Source organism: Streptomyces kryoterrae, from assembly GCF_054072135.1.
Map to the genome: position 1 here is coordinate 7,567,550 of NZ_CM133358.1, position 18,661 is coordinate 7,586,210.

The 18,661-nt window shown below is 71.9% G+C and carries 16 protein-coding genes and 1 pseudogene; 6 read left to right on the plus strand and 11 right to left on the minus strand.

The window, feature by feature from the left end:
* Nucleotides 1-192: 192 nt before the first annotated feature.
* Nucleotides 193-1,092, minus strand: coding sequence for a TIGR01777 family oxidoreductase (locus tag ACW4TU_RS33535; RefSeq protein WP_457419365.1), 900 nt, complete (start codon nt 1,090-1,092; stop codon nt 193-195).
* A gap of 62 nt (nt 1,093-1,154) precedes the next feature.
* Here ACW4TU_RS33535 and ACW4TU_RS33540 point away from each other — a divergent pair, with 62 nt between their 5' ends.
* A complete protein-coding gene (locus tag ACW4TU_RS33540; protein WP_457419367.1) occupies nt 1,155-1,712 on the plus strand; it encodes a GNAT family N-acetyltransferase in 558 nt (185 codons plus the stop codon).
* 18 nt (nt 1,713-1,730) lie between these two features.
* On the opposite strand, the gene ACW4TU_RS33545 is transcribed toward ACW4TU_RS33540, so the two are convergent.
* Nucleotides 1,731-2,915 carry a MarP family serine protease gene (locus ACW4TU_RS33545; protein WP_457430451.1) on the minus strand — a complete coding sequence of 395 codons (1,185 nt, stop codon included), beginning with the start codon at nt 2,913-2,915 and terminating at the stop codon, nt 1,731-1,733.
* 233 nt (nt 2,916-3,148) lie between these two features.
* Between ACW4TU_RS33545 and ACW4TU_RS33550 the strand changes: the two genes are divergently transcribed.
* Nucleotides 3,149-3,928: a peptidoglycan recognition protein family protein gene (locus tag ACW4TU_RS33550; RefSeq protein ID WP_457419369.1), complete on the plus strand. Its 780-nt coding sequence runs from the start codon at nt 3,149-3,151 to the stop codon at nt 3,926-3,928.
* 118 nt (nt 3,929-4,046) lie between these two features.
* On the plus strand, nt 4,047-4,319 hold the full coding sequence (locus ACW4TU_RS33555) for a hypothetical protein (RefSeq protein ID WP_457419371.1): 273 nt from the start codon (nt 4,047-4,049) through the stop codon (nt 4,317-4,319).
* 10 nt (nt 4,320-4,329) lie between these two features.
* On the opposite strand, the gene ACW4TU_RS33560 is transcribed toward ACW4TU_RS33555, so the two are convergent.
* The 7 genes from ACW4TU_RS33560 to ACW4TU_RS33590 form a co-directional block, all read right to left on the minus strand.
* The gene (locus ACW4TU_RS33560) at nt 4,330-4,854 is read right to left on the minus strand and encodes a DUF4240 domain-containing protein (protein ID WP_457430453.1); all 525 of its coding nucleotides are present in this window, start codon (nt 4,852-4,854) and stop codon (nt 4,330-4,332) included.
* Between the two features lie 108 nt (nt 4,855-4,962).
* Nucleotides 4,963-6,048 (minus strand): helix-turn-helix transcriptional regulator, encoded by a 1,086-nt coding sequence (locus ACW4TU_RS33565; RefSeq protein ID WP_457419373.1) that lies wholly within the window; start codon nt 6,046-6,048, stop codon nt 4,963-4,965.
* Nucleotides 6,049-6,326: 278 nt separating this feature from the next.
* The gene (gene aceE / locus ACW4TU_RS33570; RefSeq protein ID WP_457419375.1) at nt 6,327-9,047 is read right to left on the minus strand and encodes a pyruvate dehydrogenase (acetyl-transferring), homodimeric type; all 2,721 of its coding nucleotides are present in this window, start codon (nt 9,045-9,047) and stop codon (nt 6,327-6,329) included.
* Between the two features lie 282 nt (nt 9,048-9,329).
* Nucleotides 9,330-9,953, minus strand: a complete 624-nt coding sequence (locus ACW4TU_RS33575; protein ID WP_457419377.1) for a GntR family transcriptional regulator — start codon at nt 9,951-9,953, stop codon at nt 9,330-9,332.
* A gap of 225 nt (nt 9,954-10,178) precedes the next feature.
* Nucleotides 10,179-12,008, minus strand: a complete 1,830-nt coding sequence (gene sucB, locus ACW4TU_RS33580) for a 2-oxoglutarate dehydrogenase, E2 component, dihydrolipoamide succinyltransferase (protein WP_457419379.1) — start codon at nt 12,006-12,008, stop codon at nt 10,179-10,181.
* A 58-nt stretch (nt 12,009-12,066) separates the two neighbouring features.
* Nucleotides 12,067-13,455 (minus strand): dihydrolipoyl dehydrogenase, encoded by a 1,389-nt coding sequence (gene lpdA, locus ACW4TU_RS33585; protein WP_457419381.1) that lies wholly within the window; start codon nt 13,453-13,455, stop codon nt 12,067-12,069.
* A gap of 223 nt (nt 13,456-13,678) precedes the next feature.
* Nucleotides 13,679-15,199, minus strand: coding sequence for a leucyl aminopeptidase (locus tag ACW4TU_RS33590; RefSeq protein ID WP_457419383.1), 1,521 nt, complete (start codon nt 15,197-15,199; stop codon nt 13,679-13,681).
* Nucleotides 15,200-15,378: 179 nt separating this feature from the next.
* Here ACW4TU_RS33590 and ACW4TU_RS33595 point away from each other — a divergent pair.
* A pseudogene (locus ACW4TU_RS33595) lies at nt 15,379-15,483 on the plus strand (transposase); the annotation flags it as partial.
* Nucleotides 15,484-15,702: 219 nt separating this feature from the next.
* Nucleotides 15,703-16,377 (plus strand): spherulation-specific family 4 protein, encoded by a 675-nt coding sequence (locus ACW4TU_RS33600; protein WP_457419384.1) that lies wholly within the window; start codon nt 15,703-15,705, stop codon nt 16,375-16,377.
* On the opposite strand, the gene ACW4TU_RS33605 is transcribed toward ACW4TU_RS33600, so the two are convergent.
* Complete coding sequence (locus tag ACW4TU_RS33605; protein WP_457419386.1) at nt 16,366-17,181, minus strand: adenosylcobinamide-GDP ribazoletransferase; 816 nt, start codon at nt 17,179-17,181, stop codon at nt 16,366-16,368. The two genes, ACW4TU_RS33600 and ACW4TU_RS33605, sit on opposite strands and share 12 nt — an antisense overlap.
* An 89-nt stretch (nt 17,182-17,270) precedes the next feature.
* Between ACW4TU_RS33605 and ACW4TU_RS33610 the strand changes: the two genes are divergently transcribed.
* Entirely contained in the window at nt 17,271-18,035 is a 765-nt protein-coding gene (locus ACW4TU_RS33610) for a hypothetical protein (protein WP_457419388.1), read from the plus strand.
* On the opposite strand, the gene ACW4TU_RS33615 is transcribed toward ACW4TU_RS33610, so the two are convergent.
* Nucleotides 17,933-18,661, minus strand: coding sequence for a hypothetical protein (locus tag ACW4TU_RS33615; RefSeq protein ID WP_457419390.1), 729 nt, complete (start codon nt 18,659-18,661; stop codon nt 17,933-17,935). The two genes, ACW4TU_RS33610 and ACW4TU_RS33615, sit on opposite strands and share 103 nt — an antisense overlap.

The following is an 18,661-nucleotide window of genomic DNA, read 5'->3' on the forward strand; positions in this document are numbered from 1 at the left end:
CTCCCTCGATCGCGGTGACGCGGCCGGCCAGGGCGCCGATGCCCCAACAGGCTTACGGGATAAGCGAGTTCGGATCGAGAGTAGGGCGGCTCGCGGCAGGCGGAAGTCGCGCATGAACAGGGCACGGTCGCACACCGAGCGCATGTGGTCGCACCCTGTCACCCAGGCGTGGGCCAGGGGCGCGGAGGAGGATCAGGCCTGCGCCGCCCGGATCGCGTCGTCGATCTCCGGGTACGCGAACGTGAACCCGGACTCCAGCAGCCTCTTGGGCAGTACCCGCGCGCTGCCGAGCACGTCCCCCGACATCTCGCCCAGCACCAGCCGCAGCACGGGCGCCGGCACCGTGAACAGTGTCGGCCGCCCCAGCACGCGTCCCATCGCCGCCGTGATCTCCCGGTTGGTGAGCGGCTGCGGCGCCGTCAGGTTGAACGCCCCGGACAGTCCGTCGGTGTCGATGAGATGCCGGATCGCCGCCACCTCGTCGTGCAGCGCGATGAACGACCAGTACTGGGAGCCGTCGCCCATCCGTCCGCCCAGGCCCGCCTTGAACAGCGGAAACAGCTTTCCCCAGGCACCGCCGCCGCGCGCCACCACCAGCCCGGTCCGCGCGAAGACCGTCCGCACGCCCGCCGCCTCGGCGGCGCCCGCGGCCGCCTCCCACTCCACGCACACCGACGGCAGGAAGCCCTCTCCCGCGGGGGAGTCCTCGTCCACGGCCCGCTCGCCGGTCTCCCCGTAGTAGCCCATCGCGCTGCCGTTCACGAAGACCCGCGGCGGCTCGTCCAGCGAGGCGACGGCCTCGGCGAGCGTCGTCGTGCCCAGGACCCGGCTGTCACGGATCGTCCGCTTGTACGCGTCCGTCCAGCGCCGGCTGCCGACCCCCGCCCCGGCCAGGTTCACCACAGCGGTGCAGCCCGCGAGCCCGGCCGTGTCGATCGTCCGCCGTGCGGGGTCCCAGCGGACCTCGTCCTTCGTCCGGGGCGCATGCCGTACCAGGCGGGCGACTTCGTGCCCGTCGGCGGTCAGGGACCGCACCAGGGCCGTACCGATGAGACCGGACGCACCGGCCACCGCGATTCGCGAGCGTTCCATGCCCCCATCCTGCGCCACCCGCCCCGGGCCCGTTGTCGTACCCCCGCTCTAGAGTGATCCCCATGCCGCCCGAGCCGCGCCAACCGCACCAGCCGTACGACGGACACGAGGACCAGGAGTCCCCTGTCGGCCACCAGCCGTTCGTGCGCCTCGCCGTGCCCGACGACGACGACGCCCTCGGCAGACTCGACCGCGCCACCTGGTCCACCCTGCACGCCGTCTCACCCCGGCCCAGACCGCCGTACACGCCGTTCTTCCACGAGAACTCCGCCCCGGGCGACCACCTGGTCGCCGTCGCCGGGGACGGTCTGGTGGTGGGCTATGCCAAGCTCGGCCGGCCCACTCCGCTCGCGTCGAACGCGCACGTCCGGCAGATCCAGGGGCTCGCCGTCGCCGACGAGGCGCGCGGCATGGGCGTCGGGCGGCTGCTGATCCGGGCCGCCGTGGCCGAGGCCCGCCGCCGGGGCGCCCTGCGCCTCTCGCTGCGCGTCCTCGGACCCAACACCCCGGCCCGGCGGCTGTACGAGTCGGAGGGCTTCGTCGTCGAGGGCGTACAGCCCAGGGAGTTCCTGCTGGACGGGGAGTTCGTGGACGACGTCCTCATGGGCCGGGCGCTGTAGTCACCCGGGCGCGGGCGTCTAGGACGTGACCAGGTCGCCCGTGTCCACCGCCGCCGTCGCGGTCGCCGCGCCCTTCGCGTCGCCGGAGACCTCGTCCGCCGTCAGGACGTAGCCCGTCTCGTCGTCGGACGTGGAGCGGGCGAAGACCACACCGAACACCTTGCCGTCGGTGGTGAGGAGCGGGCCGCCGGAGTTGCCGGGGCGGACGGTCGAGCGGATCGAGTAGATCTGGCGGGTCACCGTCTCGCTGTTGTAGATGTTCTGGCCCCTCGCCCGCACCTTGTCGGCGACCGTGGCGGCCTGCAGATTCAGGTCGCCGTCCTGCGGATAGCCCGCGACCACCGCCGAGTCGCCCCGCTTCGCACTGTCGTCGAAGCGCAGGACGGGCGCGCGCAGATCGGGGACGTACAGCACGGCCACGTCCTTCTCGGGGTCGAAGAGCACCACCCGGGCCTCGTACGCCGTCCCGACCCCGCCGACCCGGACGGTCGGGTTGTCGATGCCCGCCACCACATGGGCGTTGGTCATCACATGCCGGGCCGCGTACACGAAACCGCTGCCCTCGCGGCCCTGGGTGCCCGCGACGCCCTCGATCTTGACCGTGCTCAGCTTGGCCGCGTTCGTCGCGCTCGCCGTGACACTGTCCCCGGTGGGCTTGGCGACGCTCGTCGCCGGTTCGTTCTCGAAGGGGTTGAAGACCTGCGGAAAGCCCGCCTCGGTGAGCGCGGACGTGGCCCGCGAGAACCAGGTCGGGGTCGTCTCCGGCATCGAGTCCTGCACCGCGCCCAGCAGCGCCGAGTCCCGGATCGCCGTCGTGACCACCGGCGACGAGGAGGCGCCCAGGACGCTCGCGGCCACCCAGGCCACCAACAGCACGGCGACCGCGTTGGCCACGGCCCCGCCGACCCCGTCGGCGACCCGCAGCGGTCCCCGGTCCAGCTCGCGGCGCAGCCTCAGCGCGAACCTGCCCATCAGTTCGTGGCCCACCACGGCCGGCACCAGCACCGTGAGCACGGCCGTCACCGTCGCCGCGGGCGTCCCCGCCGTCGCCAGCTCCATGATCCAGGGCAGCACCCACACCCCGATGACGGCGCCGCCCACGAACCCGGCCAGAGAGACACAGCCCGCCACCAGGCCACGCCGGTAACCGGACGCCGCATAGCCGACGATCACCAGCAACAGCAGGATGTCGAGCAGGTCCACTCCGGCCGCCTTTCTCTCTGGACCCATTGGTCCCCCGTACACATGCCTCGCATGCGGTAGTACGCGCGGGACGGGCCCGGTGATCAGTCGCCGATCGGTCACATGAGCGCATCAGACGCCTGGACCCGTAAAAACGTCCCGGACCCGGACGTTGGTTCCACCAAGTGGCACACCACACATCGCGGGCGGAACCGCACTGACCAACAGTGGGGCCCATGGGGTCCAAGGAGTCCATGGGTGACTCGCGTGTCCGCCGCGTACCGGGCGCCGCCCGCGTGGTGCTCGTCTGCCTGCCCGGAATCGCCGTCGCCGTCGGGCTGCTCCTGTGCGCGACGACCGGCGTCGACCGTACGACCTCCCGCCGGACACCCCCCGTCGTGGCCCGCCCGGCCGTCGTCCACTCCGCCGCCAAGCCGCGCATCGTGCCCCGTACCGCCTGGATCGCGGACGCCGAACGCGAGCAGCCGCCGCCGCGCTACGACGACCGGGTCGTCGCCGTGTTCGTCCACCACACCGACTCGCCCAACGGCTACGACTGCGCCGACGCGCCCCGCATCATCCGCTACCTGTACGTCGGCCAGGTCGACTCCCGCGACTGGGACGACATCGGCTACAACTTCGTCGTCGACCGGTGCGGCACCGTCTACGAAGGCCGTGCGGGCGGAGTCGACCGTCCCGTCACCGGCGCCCACACCCAGGGCTTCAACCATCGCACCGCCGGTATCGCCGCCCTCGGCACCTTCACCACGGGCGTGCCCGTGCCGCAGGCCATGACCGACGCGATCGCCGCCCTCACCGCCTGGAAACTCGGCCTCTCGAACACCGACCCGCGCGGCACCGCACGCCTGGTCTCCAGCAACGACCTCAGCCGCTACGCGTCCGGCACCGCCGTCACCCTGCCCGCCCTGGCGGGCCACAACGCCGGCTACATGACGAGCTGCCCCGGCGCCGCCCTCACGGCCCGCCTCCCGGCGATCAGAAAGGCGGCGGCACGTCTGCAGGGCAGGCGCTGAGCCAAGCCAGGGCTCACACGTGCCCACACGGGCTCACAGGTACACCACAGCGGGTTCAACGAGGCGCCCCAACTCCCCGTCCTACCTTCGTCATACGCACTGACCGGAGGTGGGGATCATGAGCAGCAGCAGTCGTAACAACCCCGTGGAGCGGACCGAACGGGCCGGCGGCAAGAGGCCGTCCGGCGGCTGGGCCGGGGCCGCGCGGAATCCGTGGACCGTGCTCTGCGCGGTGGCGACGGTCGTCCTGGGCCCGGCGGCGGTCACGGCATCCGCCCTCGACCAGGCCAACGCGGCGCCCATGCGCCACCACCACGCCGTACGGGTCGACCACACGCAGCAGGCGTACATCCCGTCGGACCTGACCCGCCGCCGCGGTACGGCGGCCTGAGAGACGGCTCTCAGGCGCCCTTGAACCGCTGCCACAGCTTGGGATACCGGTCGGCGAGCGCCCCTTCGTCCGCCAGGGCGATGGGCGTCCCCTCGGGCTCCGCCGGCGCGGGCGGAATACCCAGATCCGGGGCGACGGTGCCGGTGAGCTGCTCGTACGCCTCGTCGGCCGCGTAGCCCAACTCCTCACCGTCCCCGTCGATCTCCGCGTCGAAGTCGTCCAGGAGATCGGCGAGCGAGTCCGGGTCGCCGTGCAGTGCACCCTCGAAGACCTCGCGGCCCTGGCCGATCAGCCAGCACCGGAAGAAGTCGAAGGCGTCGTCGTCGGCCCCGTCGAGCAGCACCCGGGCGGCGCCCCACAGGTCCCAGCGGTAGGCCCTGTTGTAACGGGCCTCGAAATGCCGGGCGAAGTCGAGGACCGAGTCCGGGTCGAGCTGGAGCAACTGCTCGACCAGCAGATCGGCCTGATCCTCGGGGTCACCCTCGGCGGCCTCACGGGTCGCGTCCACCAGCTTCCAGAACTCCGTCTCGTCCATCACGGGTCCAGCATCGGGCCTGGAGGGGCGGGACGCACGTGGAGATTCGCGGAATGTGACGGGGCGTACAGACCCGCGGACCTCACGGGGAGAAGCGGCGCGGCGTTCTCAGCTGTTGCGGGTTCCGTGCTCGTGTGGGGTCGGTGCCTGACCTTCGGGGGAGCTATGCGTTGGCGGAGGGGAGTACAGCGCCCCCAGCCGCTGCGCGTCCCGCGTGAACCGGGCCCGCAGTTCCGGCGGGGCCAGCACCTCCGCCTCCGGCCCGAGTCCCGCCAGCTGCGTATGGGCGATCTCCGCCGACTCCACGGCGAGTGTCACGGTGACCCGGCCCCGCTCGTCGGGCTCGCCGCCGGCCGACAGAGCGTCCCGGGCGGACACGGGCTCGACGGTGTACGGCAGTCTGCGCGCCCCTTCCGCCGAGAGCCGTACGACGACCTCGGCGCGCAGGATCGACCGCGCGAACTGTTCCGCACGCTCCTCCCAGAACGCGGGCAGGTCGAAGTCGGCGTCGCGCGTGAAGCGTGCGTGGGGGCCGATGGCCTGGCCGGTGGCCTGGACGGCGGTGAAGCGGTCGACGCGGTACACCCGGAAGGGTCCGGCCCCGGGCTCAGGACCGGCGTGTTCCGGCACCCGGGCGCACAGGTACCAGACGCCCGCCTTGAGGACGAGCCCGTACGGCTCCAACGTGCGCTCCACGTCGGTGTCACCGGAGCCGCGCCGGTAGCGGGCCAGGATCCGACGGTCGTCCCACACCGCCTCCGCGACGGCGGGCAGCGACTCGGGAGTCGGGGGCTCGCTGAACCAGGCGGGGGCGTCCAGATGGAAGCGCTGGGCGGCTGTGCGGGGGGCGTCGCGGAGGGAGGGCAGGAGAGCGGCGGACACCTTGAGGCGGGCCGCCGAGGCGGTGTCCTCCAGCCCCATCTCACGCAGGGCGCCCGGTACTCCGCTCAGGAACAGTGCCTCCGCCTCGCCGCGGGCCAGTCCGGTGAGGCGGGTACGGTATCCGCCGACCAGCCGGTATCCGCCGGCCCGCCCCCGGTCGGCGTACACGGGCACGCCCGCCTCGGACAGGGCCTGCGCGTCCCGGGTGACGGTGCGCTCGGACACCTCCAGTTCCCGGGCCAGCTCGGCGGCGGTCATGGAGGGGCTGGACTGGAGCAGCAGCACCATTTTGATGAGGCGGGCAGCACGCATGGGTTCATGATGCCCGGGGGTGCGAGAGAGGTTTTCGCCCCCGCCGCCCCTACCCGTCCCATCCCTGGGGGCTGCGCCCCCAGACCCCCCTTTCGCGCTGAACGCGCTCGTCCTCAAACGCCGGACGGGCTGGACATATGCGGTGAACGGGTGGGTGGGTGGGAAACACGACCTGGGCTGCACGGGCCTCGCCCTTCGTTCGCCGGGCGCACTCGCGAAGTTCGACGGCGCCCGGCAATCGGACTGGAAACGGGCGGGTGGGTGGGTGAACCCGCCCCCTACAACCCGTACCGCTCCCGCGCCTCCTTCACCGCCGCGGCCCCCACTTCCCCCCGCCGCGCCAACTGCGCCAACCCCGCCACGACGATCGACTCCGCGTCGACCCCGAAGTACCGCCGCGCAGCGTCCCGCGTGTCCGACAGCCCGAATCCGTCCGCGCCCAGCGACGAGTAGTCCTGCTCGACCCACTGAGCGATCTGGTCCGGCACCTGCCGCATGTAGTCGGACACCGCCAGCACCGGCCCCTCGGCCCCCTGCAGCGCCTGACGGACGTACGGCACCCGCTCCTCGCCCCGCAGCAGCGCCGCGTCGGCGTCCAGCGCGTCCCGCCGCAGCTCGGTCCAGGACGTCGCCGACCACACGTCGGCCGCCACGCCCCACTCCTCGGCGAGCAGCCGCTGCGCCTTCAGGGCCCAGTGGATCGCCGTACCGGAGCCGAGCAGCTGGATGCGCGGCGCGTTGGCGGCCGGTGAGAGCCCCGCCGACTCCGCCGTGTTGAAGCGGTACAGCCCCTTGACGATGCCCTCGTCGATGCCGGTACCGGCCGGGCCCGACGGCTTCGCGGGCTGCGGGATCGGCTCGTTGTAGACGGTCAGGTAGTAGAAGACGTTCGGGTCCTCGCCGGGCGCCGTCTCCCCGTACATGCGGCGCAGACCGTCCCGCACGATCACCGCCACCTCGTACGCGAAGGCCGGGTCGTACGACAGCGCGGCCGGGTTCGTCGCGGCGATCACCGGGGAGTGGCCGTCCGCGTGCTGGAGGCCCTCGCCGGTCAGCGTCGTACGGCCGGCCGTCGCGCCGACCAGGAAGCCGCGGCCGAGCTGGTCGCCGAGCTGCCACATCTGGTCGGCCGTGCGCTGCCAGCCGAACATCGAGTAGAAGATGTAGAACGGGATCATCGCTTCGCCGTGCGTGGAGTACGACGTCGACGCGGCGATGAAGTCCGCCATGGAACCGGCCTCGGTGATCCCCTCGTTGAGGATCTGGCCGTCCTTGGCCTCCTTGTAGTACATCAGCTGGTCGCGGTCGACCGGCTCGTACGTCTGGCCCTTGGGGGAGTAGATCCCGAGGGAGGGGAACAGCGACTCCATGCCGAAGGTGCGTGCCTCGTCCGGCACGATCGGCACCCAGCGGCGGCCCGTCTCCTTGTCGCGGACCAGGTCCTTGACCAGGCGTACGAAGGCCATCGTCGTGGCGATGTTCTGCGAGCCGGAGCCCTTGTCGAACGAAGTGAACGTCTTGTCCGCCGGAGCGGGGAGCGGGGCGAGCGCCTGCGTACGGCGGGCCGGAGCCGGGCCGCCGAGGGCCGCGCGGCGCTCCTGGAGGTAGCGGACCTCGGGCGAGTCGGCGCCCGGGTGGCCGTACGGCACCACACCGTCCACGAACTGCGCGTCGGAGATGGGGAGTTCGAGCAGATCACGCATCTGCTTGAACTCGTCCACCGTCAGCTTCTTCATCTGGTGGTTGGCGTTCTTCGACGCGAAGCCCTCGCCCAGGGTGAAGCCCTTGACCGTCTGGGCCAGGATGACCGTCGGCGCGCCCTTGAACTCGACCGCCGCCTTGTAGGCCGCGTACACCTTGCGGGACTCGTGACCACCGCGCGAGAGGTGGAAACACTCGAGGATCCTGTCGTCGCTCAGCAGCTTCGCCATCTCGGCGAGCGCCGGGTCCTTGCCGAAGAAGTCGGCGCGGATGTAGGCGGCGTCGCGGGTCTGGTACGTCTGCACCTGGGCGTCCGGTACCTCGCGCAGGCGGCGTACGAGCGCGCCCGTCGTGTCGAGCTGGAACAGCTCGTCCCACGCCGTGCCCCAGAGGGTCTTGACGACGTTCCAGCCCGCGCCCCGGAACTGTGCCTCCAGCTCCTGCACGATCTTGAAGTTCGCGCGGACCGGGCCGTCGAGCCGCTGGAGGTTGCAGTTGATGACGAAGGTCAGGTTGTCGAGACCTTCTCGCGACGCCAGCGCCAGTGCCGCCGTCGACTCCGGCTCGTCCATCTCGCCGTCGCCGAGGAACGCCCAGACGTGGGACGCGGAGACGTCCTTGATGTCGCGGTTGGTGAGGTAGCGGTTGAAGCGGGCCTGGTAGATCGCCGACAGCGGGCCGAGGCCCATCGACACCGTCGGGAACTCCCACAGCCAGGGCAGCCGGCGCGGGTGCGGGTACGACGGGAGGCCGTTGCCGCCCGACTCGCGGCGGAAGTTGTCGAGGTGGTCCTCGGTCAGCCGGCCGTCGAGGAAGGCGCGGGCGTAGATGCCGGGGGAGGCGTGGCCCTGGATGTAGAGCTGGTCACCGGAGCCGGGGGACTCCTGCGACTCCTTGCCCTTGAAGAAGTGGTTGAAGCCGGTCTCGTACAGCCAGGCGGCCGAGGCGAAGGTGGCGATGTGGCCGCCCACGCCGTGTTTGCTGCCCCGGGTCACCATGGCCGCCGCGTTCCAGCGGTTCCAGGCGGCGATCCGGTGCTCCATCGCCTCGTCGCCGTCCACCGCGGGCTCGGCGGCGGTGGGGATGGTGTTGACGTAGTCCGTCTCCAGGAGCTTGGGCAGCGCGATGCCGTTGCCCTCGGCGCGCTCCAGTGTGCGGCGCATCAGATACGCGGCCCGGTGCGGCCCGGCCGCCTTGGTGACCGCGTCCAGGGAGGCCTGCCATTCGGCGGTCTCCTCGGGGTCGCGGTCGGGGAGCTGGTCGAGCTCGCTCGGCTGGATGGCCTTGGGGTCGGTCATGTCGCCGCCTTCCTCAGTCGAAGGGGGTTCCCTTGTCGGTAAGGGTTCGGGGGTGCCCTCGGTCTTTGGCAGGACAGGGCTGCGGGTCCTTGGCGGTGTCGGGTTTGTGGCTCCGCCGCGGGTCCGGTGGCGACTGTAACTCGCTGATCGATGATCGATCAAAGGGTTGAGGGCAAAACCTCTTGATCGCGAGAAAGTAGGCACGGGGTGCCTTGAGGGCGGGCACGGCGTGCCGCGATTCTGGGTCGTTTCCGCAGGTGAGCGGCTAAAGGCTCGCTTGCGTCAGGCCCGCGGCGCGCACCCCAGCACATGGGCCTTCACCAGCTCGGCGATCCGTGGATCCCGGCGGCGGAACGCGGCGACCAGCTCCTCGTGCTCCTCCGCGTACGACTGCTGGACCGTCCCCAGCCAGCGGATCGACAGGGCCGTGAACACCTCGATGCCCAGCCCCTCCCAGGTGTGCAGCAGCACCGAGTTCCCGGCCGCGCGCACCATCTCGCGGTGGAACCCCACGGTGTGCCGGACCTGGCCGGTTCCGTCCGACGCGCGGTCGGCCTCGTACAGGGCGGCGACATGCGGTTCGAGGGCCGAGCAGTCGTCCGCCAGCTTCTCCGCCGCCAGCTCCGCCGCGATGGCCTCCAGGCCGGCCCGGACGGGGTAGCTCTCCTCCAGGTCGGCGGCGGTCAGATTCCGTACGCGTACGCCCTTGTTGGGGGCCGACTCGATCAGCCGCAGCGACTCCAGCTCCCGCAGCGCCTCCCGGACGGGGGTCTGGCTGACCTCCAGCTCGGTCGCGATCCTGCGCTCCACGATCCGCTCGCCCGGCTTCCAGCGCCCGCTGACGATCCCCTCCACGATGTGCTCGCGGATCTGCTCGCGCAGCGAGTGGACGACGGGCGCGGTCATGAGGGCTCCTAGAGGGAGGGGCTTCGGCCCCAGGGGCGTTGACCTATAGACAATACGGCCGCGTCCCTGCCCGGAGGGGTTCCGGGAGACGGTGCGGCCGAACGTGAGACGAGCGTTACAGACCGGACAGGACCCACGCCACAGCACGTACGACGGTGCCCCGCCCGGAGGACTCCGGACGGGGCACCGTCGTACACACGTACAGCCCAGGCGGCTGGCGGCTGGTTACAGGCCGAGCTCGACCTCGAACTCGCCCGCCTCCAGGATCGCCTTGACGGCCGTCAGGTAACGGGCCGCGTCGGCGCCGTCGACCAGACGGTGGTCGTAGGACAGGGTCAGGTACGTCATGTCGCGTACGCCGATGACCGTGCCCTCCTCCGTCTCGATGACCGCCGGGCGCTTGACCGTCGCGCCGATGCCCAGGATCGCGACCTGGTTCGGCGGCACGATGATCGTGTCGAAGAGCGCGCCGCGCGAGCCGGTGTTGGAGATGGTGAAGGTCGCGCCGGACAGCTCGTCCGGGGTGATCTTGTTGCCCCGGACCTTGCCCGCGAGCTCGGCCGTGGCCTTGGAGATACCGGCGATGTTGAGGTCGCCCGCGTGCTTGATGACCGGGGTCATCAGGCCCTTCTCGGAGTCCACCGCGATACCGATGCTCTCGGTGTCGAAGTAGGTGATCGTGCCCTCGGCCTCGTTGATCCGGGCGTTGATGACCGGGTAGGCCTTCAGCGCCTGGGCCGCCGCCTTCACGAAGAACGGCATCGGGGAGAGTTTGACGCCCTCACGGGCGGCGAAGGAGTCCTTCGCCTGCGCGCGGAGCTTCATCAGGCGGGTGATGTCGACCTCGACGACCGAGGACAGCTGCGCCTGCTCGCGCAGCGCCTTGACCATGTTGTCGCCGATGACCTTGCGGATGCGGGTCATCTTGACGGTCTGGCCACGCAGCGGCGAGACCTCCAGGACGGGGGTCTTGCGTGCCGTGGAGGCAGCCGGAGCGGCGGCGGCAGCGGCGGGCGCCGGAGCAGCCGCGGCGGCCTTCGCGGCCTCGGCGGCGGCCAGCACGTCCTGCTTGCGGATACGACCGCCGACGCCGGTGCCCTTGACGGAGCCCAGGTCGACGCCGTTCTCGGCGGCGAGCTTGCGCACCAGCGGGGTGACGTAGGCACCGTCGTCACCGGAGGCGGCGGCGGGTGCGGCGGCGGCCGGAGCCGCGGGGGCGACCGGAGCGGCCGGCGCGGGCGCCGGGGGCGCGACCGGAGCCGCGGCCTTGACCGGAGCCGGAGCCGGAGCGGGGGCCGGAGCCGTCGGGGCCGGAGCCGCGACGGGCGCGGCCGGGGCCGGGGCCGCCGGAGCGGGCGCCGGGGCAGCGGCGGCGGGCGCCGGAGCCGGGGCGGCCGGAGCCGGAGCAGCCGCCGGAGCGGCACCCGGGGCGCCGATCACGGCCAGCTTGGCGCCGACCTCGGCGGTCTCGTCCTCGCCGACCACGATCTCCAGGAGCACACCGGAGGTGGGCGCCGGGATCTCGGTGTCGACCTTGTCCGTGGAGACCTCGAGCAGCGGCTCGTCCTCCTCGACGCTGTCGCCGACCGACTTCAGCCAGCGGGTGACGGTGCCCTCGGTGACGGACTCGCCGAGCGCGGGCAGAACGACGTCCGTGCCCTCGGCGGAGCCGCCGCCGGTGGCGGCCTCAGCGGTGGGAGCCGGGGCCGGAGCCGCCTGCTCGGTGGAAGGCTGGGCCTGCGGCGCCGGCTCGGGGGCCGCGGGGGGCTCCTCCTCGGCCGCCGGGGCGGGGGCGGCAGCGGGCGCGGGGGCGCCGGTGCCGTCGTCGATGAGGGCCAGCTCGGCGCCGACCTCGACGGTCTCGTCCTCGGCGACCTTGATGGACGCCAGAACGCCGGAGACGGGCGAGGGGATCTCGGTGTCGACCTTGTCGGTCGACACCTCCAGCAGCGGCTCGTCGGCCTCGACGCGCTCGCCCTCGGCCTTCAGCCAGCGGGTGACAGTGCCCTCGGTGACGCTCTCACCGAGCGCCGGAAGGGTTACGGAAACCGCCATGGTTTCGGTTGCTCCTTACGAATTGCGGAAGTCTGTGTCGTCGTCCGTCGACCGAGGGTCAGTCGTGGGAGTGCAGCGGCTTGCCGGCCAGGGCCAGGTGGGCCTCGCCGAGCGCCTCGCTCTGCGTCGGGTGGGCGTGGATGAGCTGCGCGACCTCGGCCGGCAGCGCCTCCCAGTTGTAGATCAGCTGGGCTTCGCCGACCTGCTCGCCCATGCGGTCGCCGACCATGTGGACGCCGACCACGGCACCGTCCTTGACCTGGACGAGCTTGATCTCGCCCGCGGTCTTGAGGATCTTGCTCTTGCCGTTGCCCGCGAGGTTGTACTTCAGAGCGACGACCTTGTCCGCACCGTAGATCTCCTTGGCCTTGGCCTCGGTGATGCCCACGGAGGCGACCTCGGGGTGGCAGTACGTCACCCGGGGCACACCGTCGTAGTCGATCGGAACGGCCTTCAGACCGGCCAGACGCTCCGCCACCAGGATGCCCTCGGCGAAGCCGACGTGCGCGAGCTGGAGCGTCGGGACCAGGTCACCGACGGCGGAGATGGTCGGGACGTTCGTCCGCATGTACTCGTCGACCAGGACGTAGCCGCGGTCCAGCGCGACGCCCTGCTCCTCGTAGCCGAGGCCGGCCGAGACCGGGCCGCGGCCGACGGCGACGAGCAGCACCTCGGCCTCGAACTCCTTGCCGTCGGCAAGGGTGACCTTGACACCGTTCGCGGTGTACTCGGCCTTCGAGAAGAAGGTGCCCAGGTTGAACTTGATGCCGCGCTTGCGGAACGCGCGCTCAAGAAGCTTGGAGGAGTTCTCGTCCTCGAGGGGGGCCAGGTGCTTGAGGCCCTCGATGATCGTGACATCCGTACCGAAGGACTTCCACGCCGAGGCGAACTCGACGCCGATGACGCCGCCGCCGAGGACGATCGCCGACTGCGGCACCCGGTCCAGGACGAGGGCGTGGTCCGAGGAGATGATCCGGTTGCCGTCGATCTCCAGACCCGGCAGCGACTTCGGCACGGAGCCGGTCGCCAGCAGGACGTGGCGGCCCTGGATCCGCTGCCCGTTCACGTCGACGGAGGTGGGGGAGGAGAGCCGCCCCTCACCCTCGATGTAGGTGACCTTGCGGGAGGCGACGAGGCCCTGGAGTCCCTTGTACAGGCCCGAGATGACCTCGTCCTTGTACTTGTGGACCGCCGGGACGTCGATGCCCTCGAAGGTGGCCTTCACGCCGAACTGCGCGCTCTCGCGGGCCTGGTCGGCGATCTCGCCCGCGTGGAGCAGGGCCTTGGTGGGGATGCATCCCCGGTGCAGGCAGGTACCGCCGACCTTGTCCTTCTCGATCAGGGCGACGTCAAGCCCCAGCTGGGCCCCGCGCAGCGCCGCGGCGTAACCGCCACTGCCACCGCCGAGAATCACTAGGTCGAAAACGGTGCTGGCGTCGTTCGCCACGTCACGTCCTCCATGCATTGCGCCGTACGCCGGTCGTCAATGACCGGGCGGCGGCTGGTGTCCGGCCGCTCTTTCTTCGGCCCTGTGGTGGGGGCCCCATCCTGCCGAGCCCATCTTCGCACCTGTCGGAGCCGGACGAGACGCCGGGCCACTGTGAGAGACGCCCCACCGGCGACGGGACCCCGGACTACCCGCCCACGGGGTCCCGTCGCGAAGACGGACCTCAGCCCAGATCGCCCGCGGCGGTCAACTCGGCCAGCCGCACCAACGTACGAACCGCGGTCCCCGTCCCGCCCTTGGGCGTGTACCCGAAAGGCCCGCCCTCGTTGTACGCGGGCCCCGCGATGTCGAGGTGCGCCCAGGTGATCCCCTCACCCACGAACTCCTGCAGGAACAGGCCGGCGACCAGCCCGCCGCCGTACCGCTCACCCATGTTCGCGATGTCGGCCGTGGGGGACTCCATCCCCTTCTTCAGGTGGTCCGGCAGCGGCATCGGCCACGCCGGCTCCCCGACCTCCTCGGCCGCCTCGTGCACCGTGGAGCGGAACGCGTCGTCGTTCGCCATGATCCCGTACGTCCGGTTGCCCAGCGCCAGCATCATCGCGCCGGTCAGCGTCGCCACGTCGACGATCGCGTCCGGCTTCTCCGCCGACGCGGCCCACAGGGCGTCGGCGAGGACGAGACGGCCCTCGGCGTCGGTGTTGAGGACCTCGACGGTCTTGCCGCTGTACATGCGCAGCACGTCACCGGGACGGGTGGCGGAACCGGACGGCATGTTCTCGGCGAGCGCCAGCCAGCCGGTGACGTTGACCTGGAGGCCGAGCCGTGCGGCGGCGACGACCGCGGCGAAGACCGCCGCCGCGCCGCTCATGTCGCACTTCATCGTCTCGTTGTGCCCGGCGGGCTTGAGCGAGATGCCGCCCGAGTCGTAGGTGATGCCCTTGCCGACGAAGGCGAGGTGCTTGCTCGCCGCCTCGTGCGTGTACGTCAGCTTCACCAGCCGGGGACCGGCCACGGAGCCGATGCCGACGCCGAGGATGCCGCCGTAGCCGCCCTTCTCCAGCGCCTTCACGTCGAGCACCTGCACCTTGATGCCGTGCTCCTCGGCCGCGGCCTGCGCGACGGCGGCGAAGGCCTCCGGGTTGAGGTCGTTCGGCGGGGTGTTGATCAGGTCGCGGGCCCGGTTGAGCTCCTCGGACACGGCGGTGGCGCGGGCGACGGCCGCCTTGTACGCGGCGTCGCGGGGCTTGCCGCCGAGCAGGGCGATCTCGCCGAGCGGCGCCTTGCCGTTCTTGGCGTCCTTGCCGATCTCCTTGTACGCGTCGAAGCTGTACGCCCCGAGCAGCGCGCCCTCGCCGATCGCCCCGGCGTCGGCGGCGTCCTCGATCGGCAGGGCGAAGGCGGCCTTCTTGGCGCCGGCGAGCGTACGGGCGGCCACACCGGCGGCCCGGCGCAGCGACTCGGCGCCGAAGGACTCGTCCTTCTCGGGCAGCGCGCCCAGGCCCACGGCCACGACGACGGGTGCCTTGAAGCCGGCCGGGGCGGGCAGCTTGGTCACCTCGCCCTCGGCACCCGAGGCGCCGAGGGTCCCCAGGACGTCGGCGAGCTTGCCGTCGTACGCCTTGTCCACGGCCTCGGCGCCCGGTGCGACGACGGGGCCCTTGCCGCCCTTGGCGACACCGACGACGATCGCGTCGGCCCGAAGGCCGGGCGCCGCGGCGGTGCTGAGAGTGAGAGCAGTCACGGTGGTGAATTCTCGCTTCCGTCTGAAAACTTCTGTGGCCGAGTGGAATGGGTCGACCAGGCCCGACAAGCGACCCTAAGTCCGGCTCCGGGGAGCAGTCCGTACCAGGGTTGGTACACCCGGCACGAGCCTACGCTCGGTGGCCGGGTTCGCTCATTCTTGCGAGCGTTCACCTCAACGGCGAAGGTGATCACATCCATTTGCTCGTCCACCCGCTGAAAATCGCCCTGTCCAAGCTCGTCAACTCCCTCAAGGGCGTCAGCTCCCGCTTTCTGCGCGCGGAGTTCACCGGCCGGTCCTCGGCGCGGCCGTGATCTGCTGTGTCGCGGCCCTCGCCCAGACCCTGGCCCTGACGACCCACGCCGGCAGCCCGCCCTGGGTGGGCCCGGCCGTGTACGCAACGGTGGCCGGCGTCCAGGTGGCCCTGGTCAGCGGCCTCCTGGGCCGAGCGACCGCCCACCGCCGAGCCGGTCCCAGCCGAACGAACGGATAAGAACCCCCACATGAGTCCGAGCAGTCTCCTGGTCCCGTACTACGAACACCCGTCCGTCCGCCCAGCCGAATGGGAGGCGATCCTCGCCGCCGCGCCCGGCCTGTACGGAGTGGTCCTGAACCCGGCCGGCGGCCCCGGCGACCACCCCGACCCGGCGTTCGCCGGGATAGCCGCCCGACTGCGCGCCGAGGGCGTACGGGTCCTCGGGTACGCCGACACCGACTACGCCCGCAGACCGGTCACCGCCGTCATCCGCGACCTGGTCCGCCATCACGAGTGGTACGGCGCGGACGGCGCCTTCCTCGACCAGGTCACCTCGGAACCGGACCGGCTCGACCACTACCGGCGTCTCGCGTCGGCGGCCTGGGGCGCCGGCCTCCGCACCCTCGCCCTCAACCACGGCGTCCCGCCGCACCCCTCGTACGCCAGGATCGCCGACGTCCTGGTGACCTTCGAGGGCACCTGGGACACGTACCGCACCCAGCGTCCCCCACCCTGGCGCACCCCGGGAACACGCCTGTGCCACCTCGTGTACGGCGTCCCGCCGGACGCCGATCTCGAAACCGAGGCCAGGAACCGGGGCGCCGACCTGCACTGCGCGGTGCCCGGCACCGGGGACCACCCCTGGGGCACCCTGCCCCACGCCGTGCCCGTGGGCCGAGCGGCCGGTCCCTCAGCCCAGTGACAGCACGACCAGTGCCGCCGTGGCCGCCGTCTCCGCGAGGCCGCCGAAGACATCGCCGGTGACTCCGCCGAAGCGGCGCGTGCAGTGCCGCAGGAGGCGTTCGGCGGCGGCGCAGGCCACGACGACCGCGAAGGCGGTGCGGACGGTGTCGAACGCCCCGAAGAACGCGCCGCAGCCGGCCGCCGCGAGCGTCACCAGGGCCGCGACCAGCAGCGCCGAGCGCACGGGCACCGTTCCCGCGACCGCCGCCCCCAGTCCGTCCGGCCGGGCGGGCGGTACGCCGGTGCGGGCGGCCAGGGTGAGGGCCAGCCGGGCGGCGGTCGCCGAGACGACGGCGGCGAGCGCACCCCTGGCCCACGAGTCGCCGTACACCTGGGCGAGCACGGCCACCTGGGCCAGCAGCACGAACAGGAGGGCGAGCACACCGAACGGGCCGATGTCCGACCGCTTCATGACGCGCAGCGCGTCCTCGGCGGGCTTGCCGCTGCCCAGCCCGTCGGCGGTGTCCGCGAGACCGTCGAGATGCAGCCCCCGGGTGAGGACGGCGGGCACGGCGGCCGTCGCCACGGCGGCGAGCAGCGCACCGGCGCCCAGGAACAGCAGCAGCAGCCCGGCCCCGGCGGCGCACACACCGACGACCAGCCCCGCCACCGGCGCGCACAGCATGCCGCCACGCGCCGCGTCCCGGTCCCAGCGGGTCACCCGCACCGGCAACACGGTCAGCGTGCCGAAGGCGAAGCGGAGCCCGTCGAGGGAGGCGGGGGGTCCGGGAGATTCCGTGGGCGGGGGAGGGGGTGTGGACACCGGCGCAGATTACCCGGCGGGGTGCGGGCAGCCCAGGGCGGGCAGTGAGCGGGCGTCATGGATGGTGCATACCTGGATAAAGTGCACCCATGGGTCATTGGCTGGAGCGGAACATCATCGAGCCGGGCAAGCTGCCCCTGCTCCTGGCGCTCGCCGCCTTCGTACTGACGTTCCTCATCACCCGGGTCGTCACCCGGATGATCCGCGCGGGCAAGGGGCCGTTCGGCAACGTCAAGGCGGGCGGGATGCACATCCATCACGTCGTCCCCGGCGTCGTGCTGACCGTCGTGGGCGGGTTCGGGGCCGTGGCCAGCGGGCAGAGCGGGTTCGGCGCGGGTCTGTGCGCGGTGCTGTTCGGGATGGGCGCCGGTCTGGTGCTGGACGAGTTCGCGCTGATCCTGCACCTCGACGACGTCTACTGGACCGAGGCCGGCCGGCAGAGCGTCGAGGTGGTGGTGCTGACGGCGGCCCTGGTCGGCCTGGTCCTCCTGGGCTTCCTGCCGTTCGGGGTGAACGACCTCACCGACGAGGACATCCAGAACCGGGGCGAAGCCATGCTCAGCGTCGGCGTCAACTTCTTCTTCTCCCTCCTCGCCCTGAGCAAGGGCAAGGCCCGCACGGCGATCTTCGGCGTGATCGTCCCCTTCGTCGCGCTCCTCGGCGCGTTCCGCCTGGCCCGCCCCGGTTCCCCCTGGGCGAAGCGTTTCTACGGCCGCCGACCGCGCGCCCGTTCCCGCTCCACCCTGCGGGCCTACCGCCACGACCGCCGCTGGGCCGGCCCCCGGCGCCGTATCCAGGACCTGATCGGCGGCAAGCCCGACCCCCGGCCGGCCCACACCCCCGTGAGCCGGTGACGCGTCGCCGAGACCCCGCACACGACGAGTACGGCCACGATGGCGGCCAGATGCTCCTTGCCCGCGAGGTTGTCCTTGAGGGTCACCTCCACCACCATCGCGACGATCACCGCACCGGCGGTCGCACAAGCCCGGTAGCGCCACCCCAGGAACACGGCGAGGCCCACCACGGCCGCCGACGGGCCGGTGTCCACGACGTGCGCGTCCGTGCCGGGCAGCCCCAGGAAGCCCGCCGGGCCCACGGCGATGCCCACGCGCGCGTAGAGCGTGCCGGCGTACGCGACGACAAGGGTGCGCCACCGGCCGAGGCAGATCTCGGCGAGGCCGAAGGCGATCAGGATCTGTGCCAGGGCGCCCCACACCGGCAGGTCGGGGGCGGGCACGAAGAGCGAGAGCGGGGTGCGCAGAAGGGCGAGCCAGAGAGGGTCCCCGGCGCGGACGGCACCGGCGTCCTGGACGAACCGGTAGCCCCAGGACCGGTTCTGCGTGAACTGGACGAGCGCGGTCAGGCACACCACCCCGAGCGTCATGGGCACCGCCCGCCACCGCCGCCGGAGCAGGGGCCCACGTACGGCGACGTACAGCCGCCCCCATTCGGCGCGGACCCAGCGGGCGACCGTGCTCAT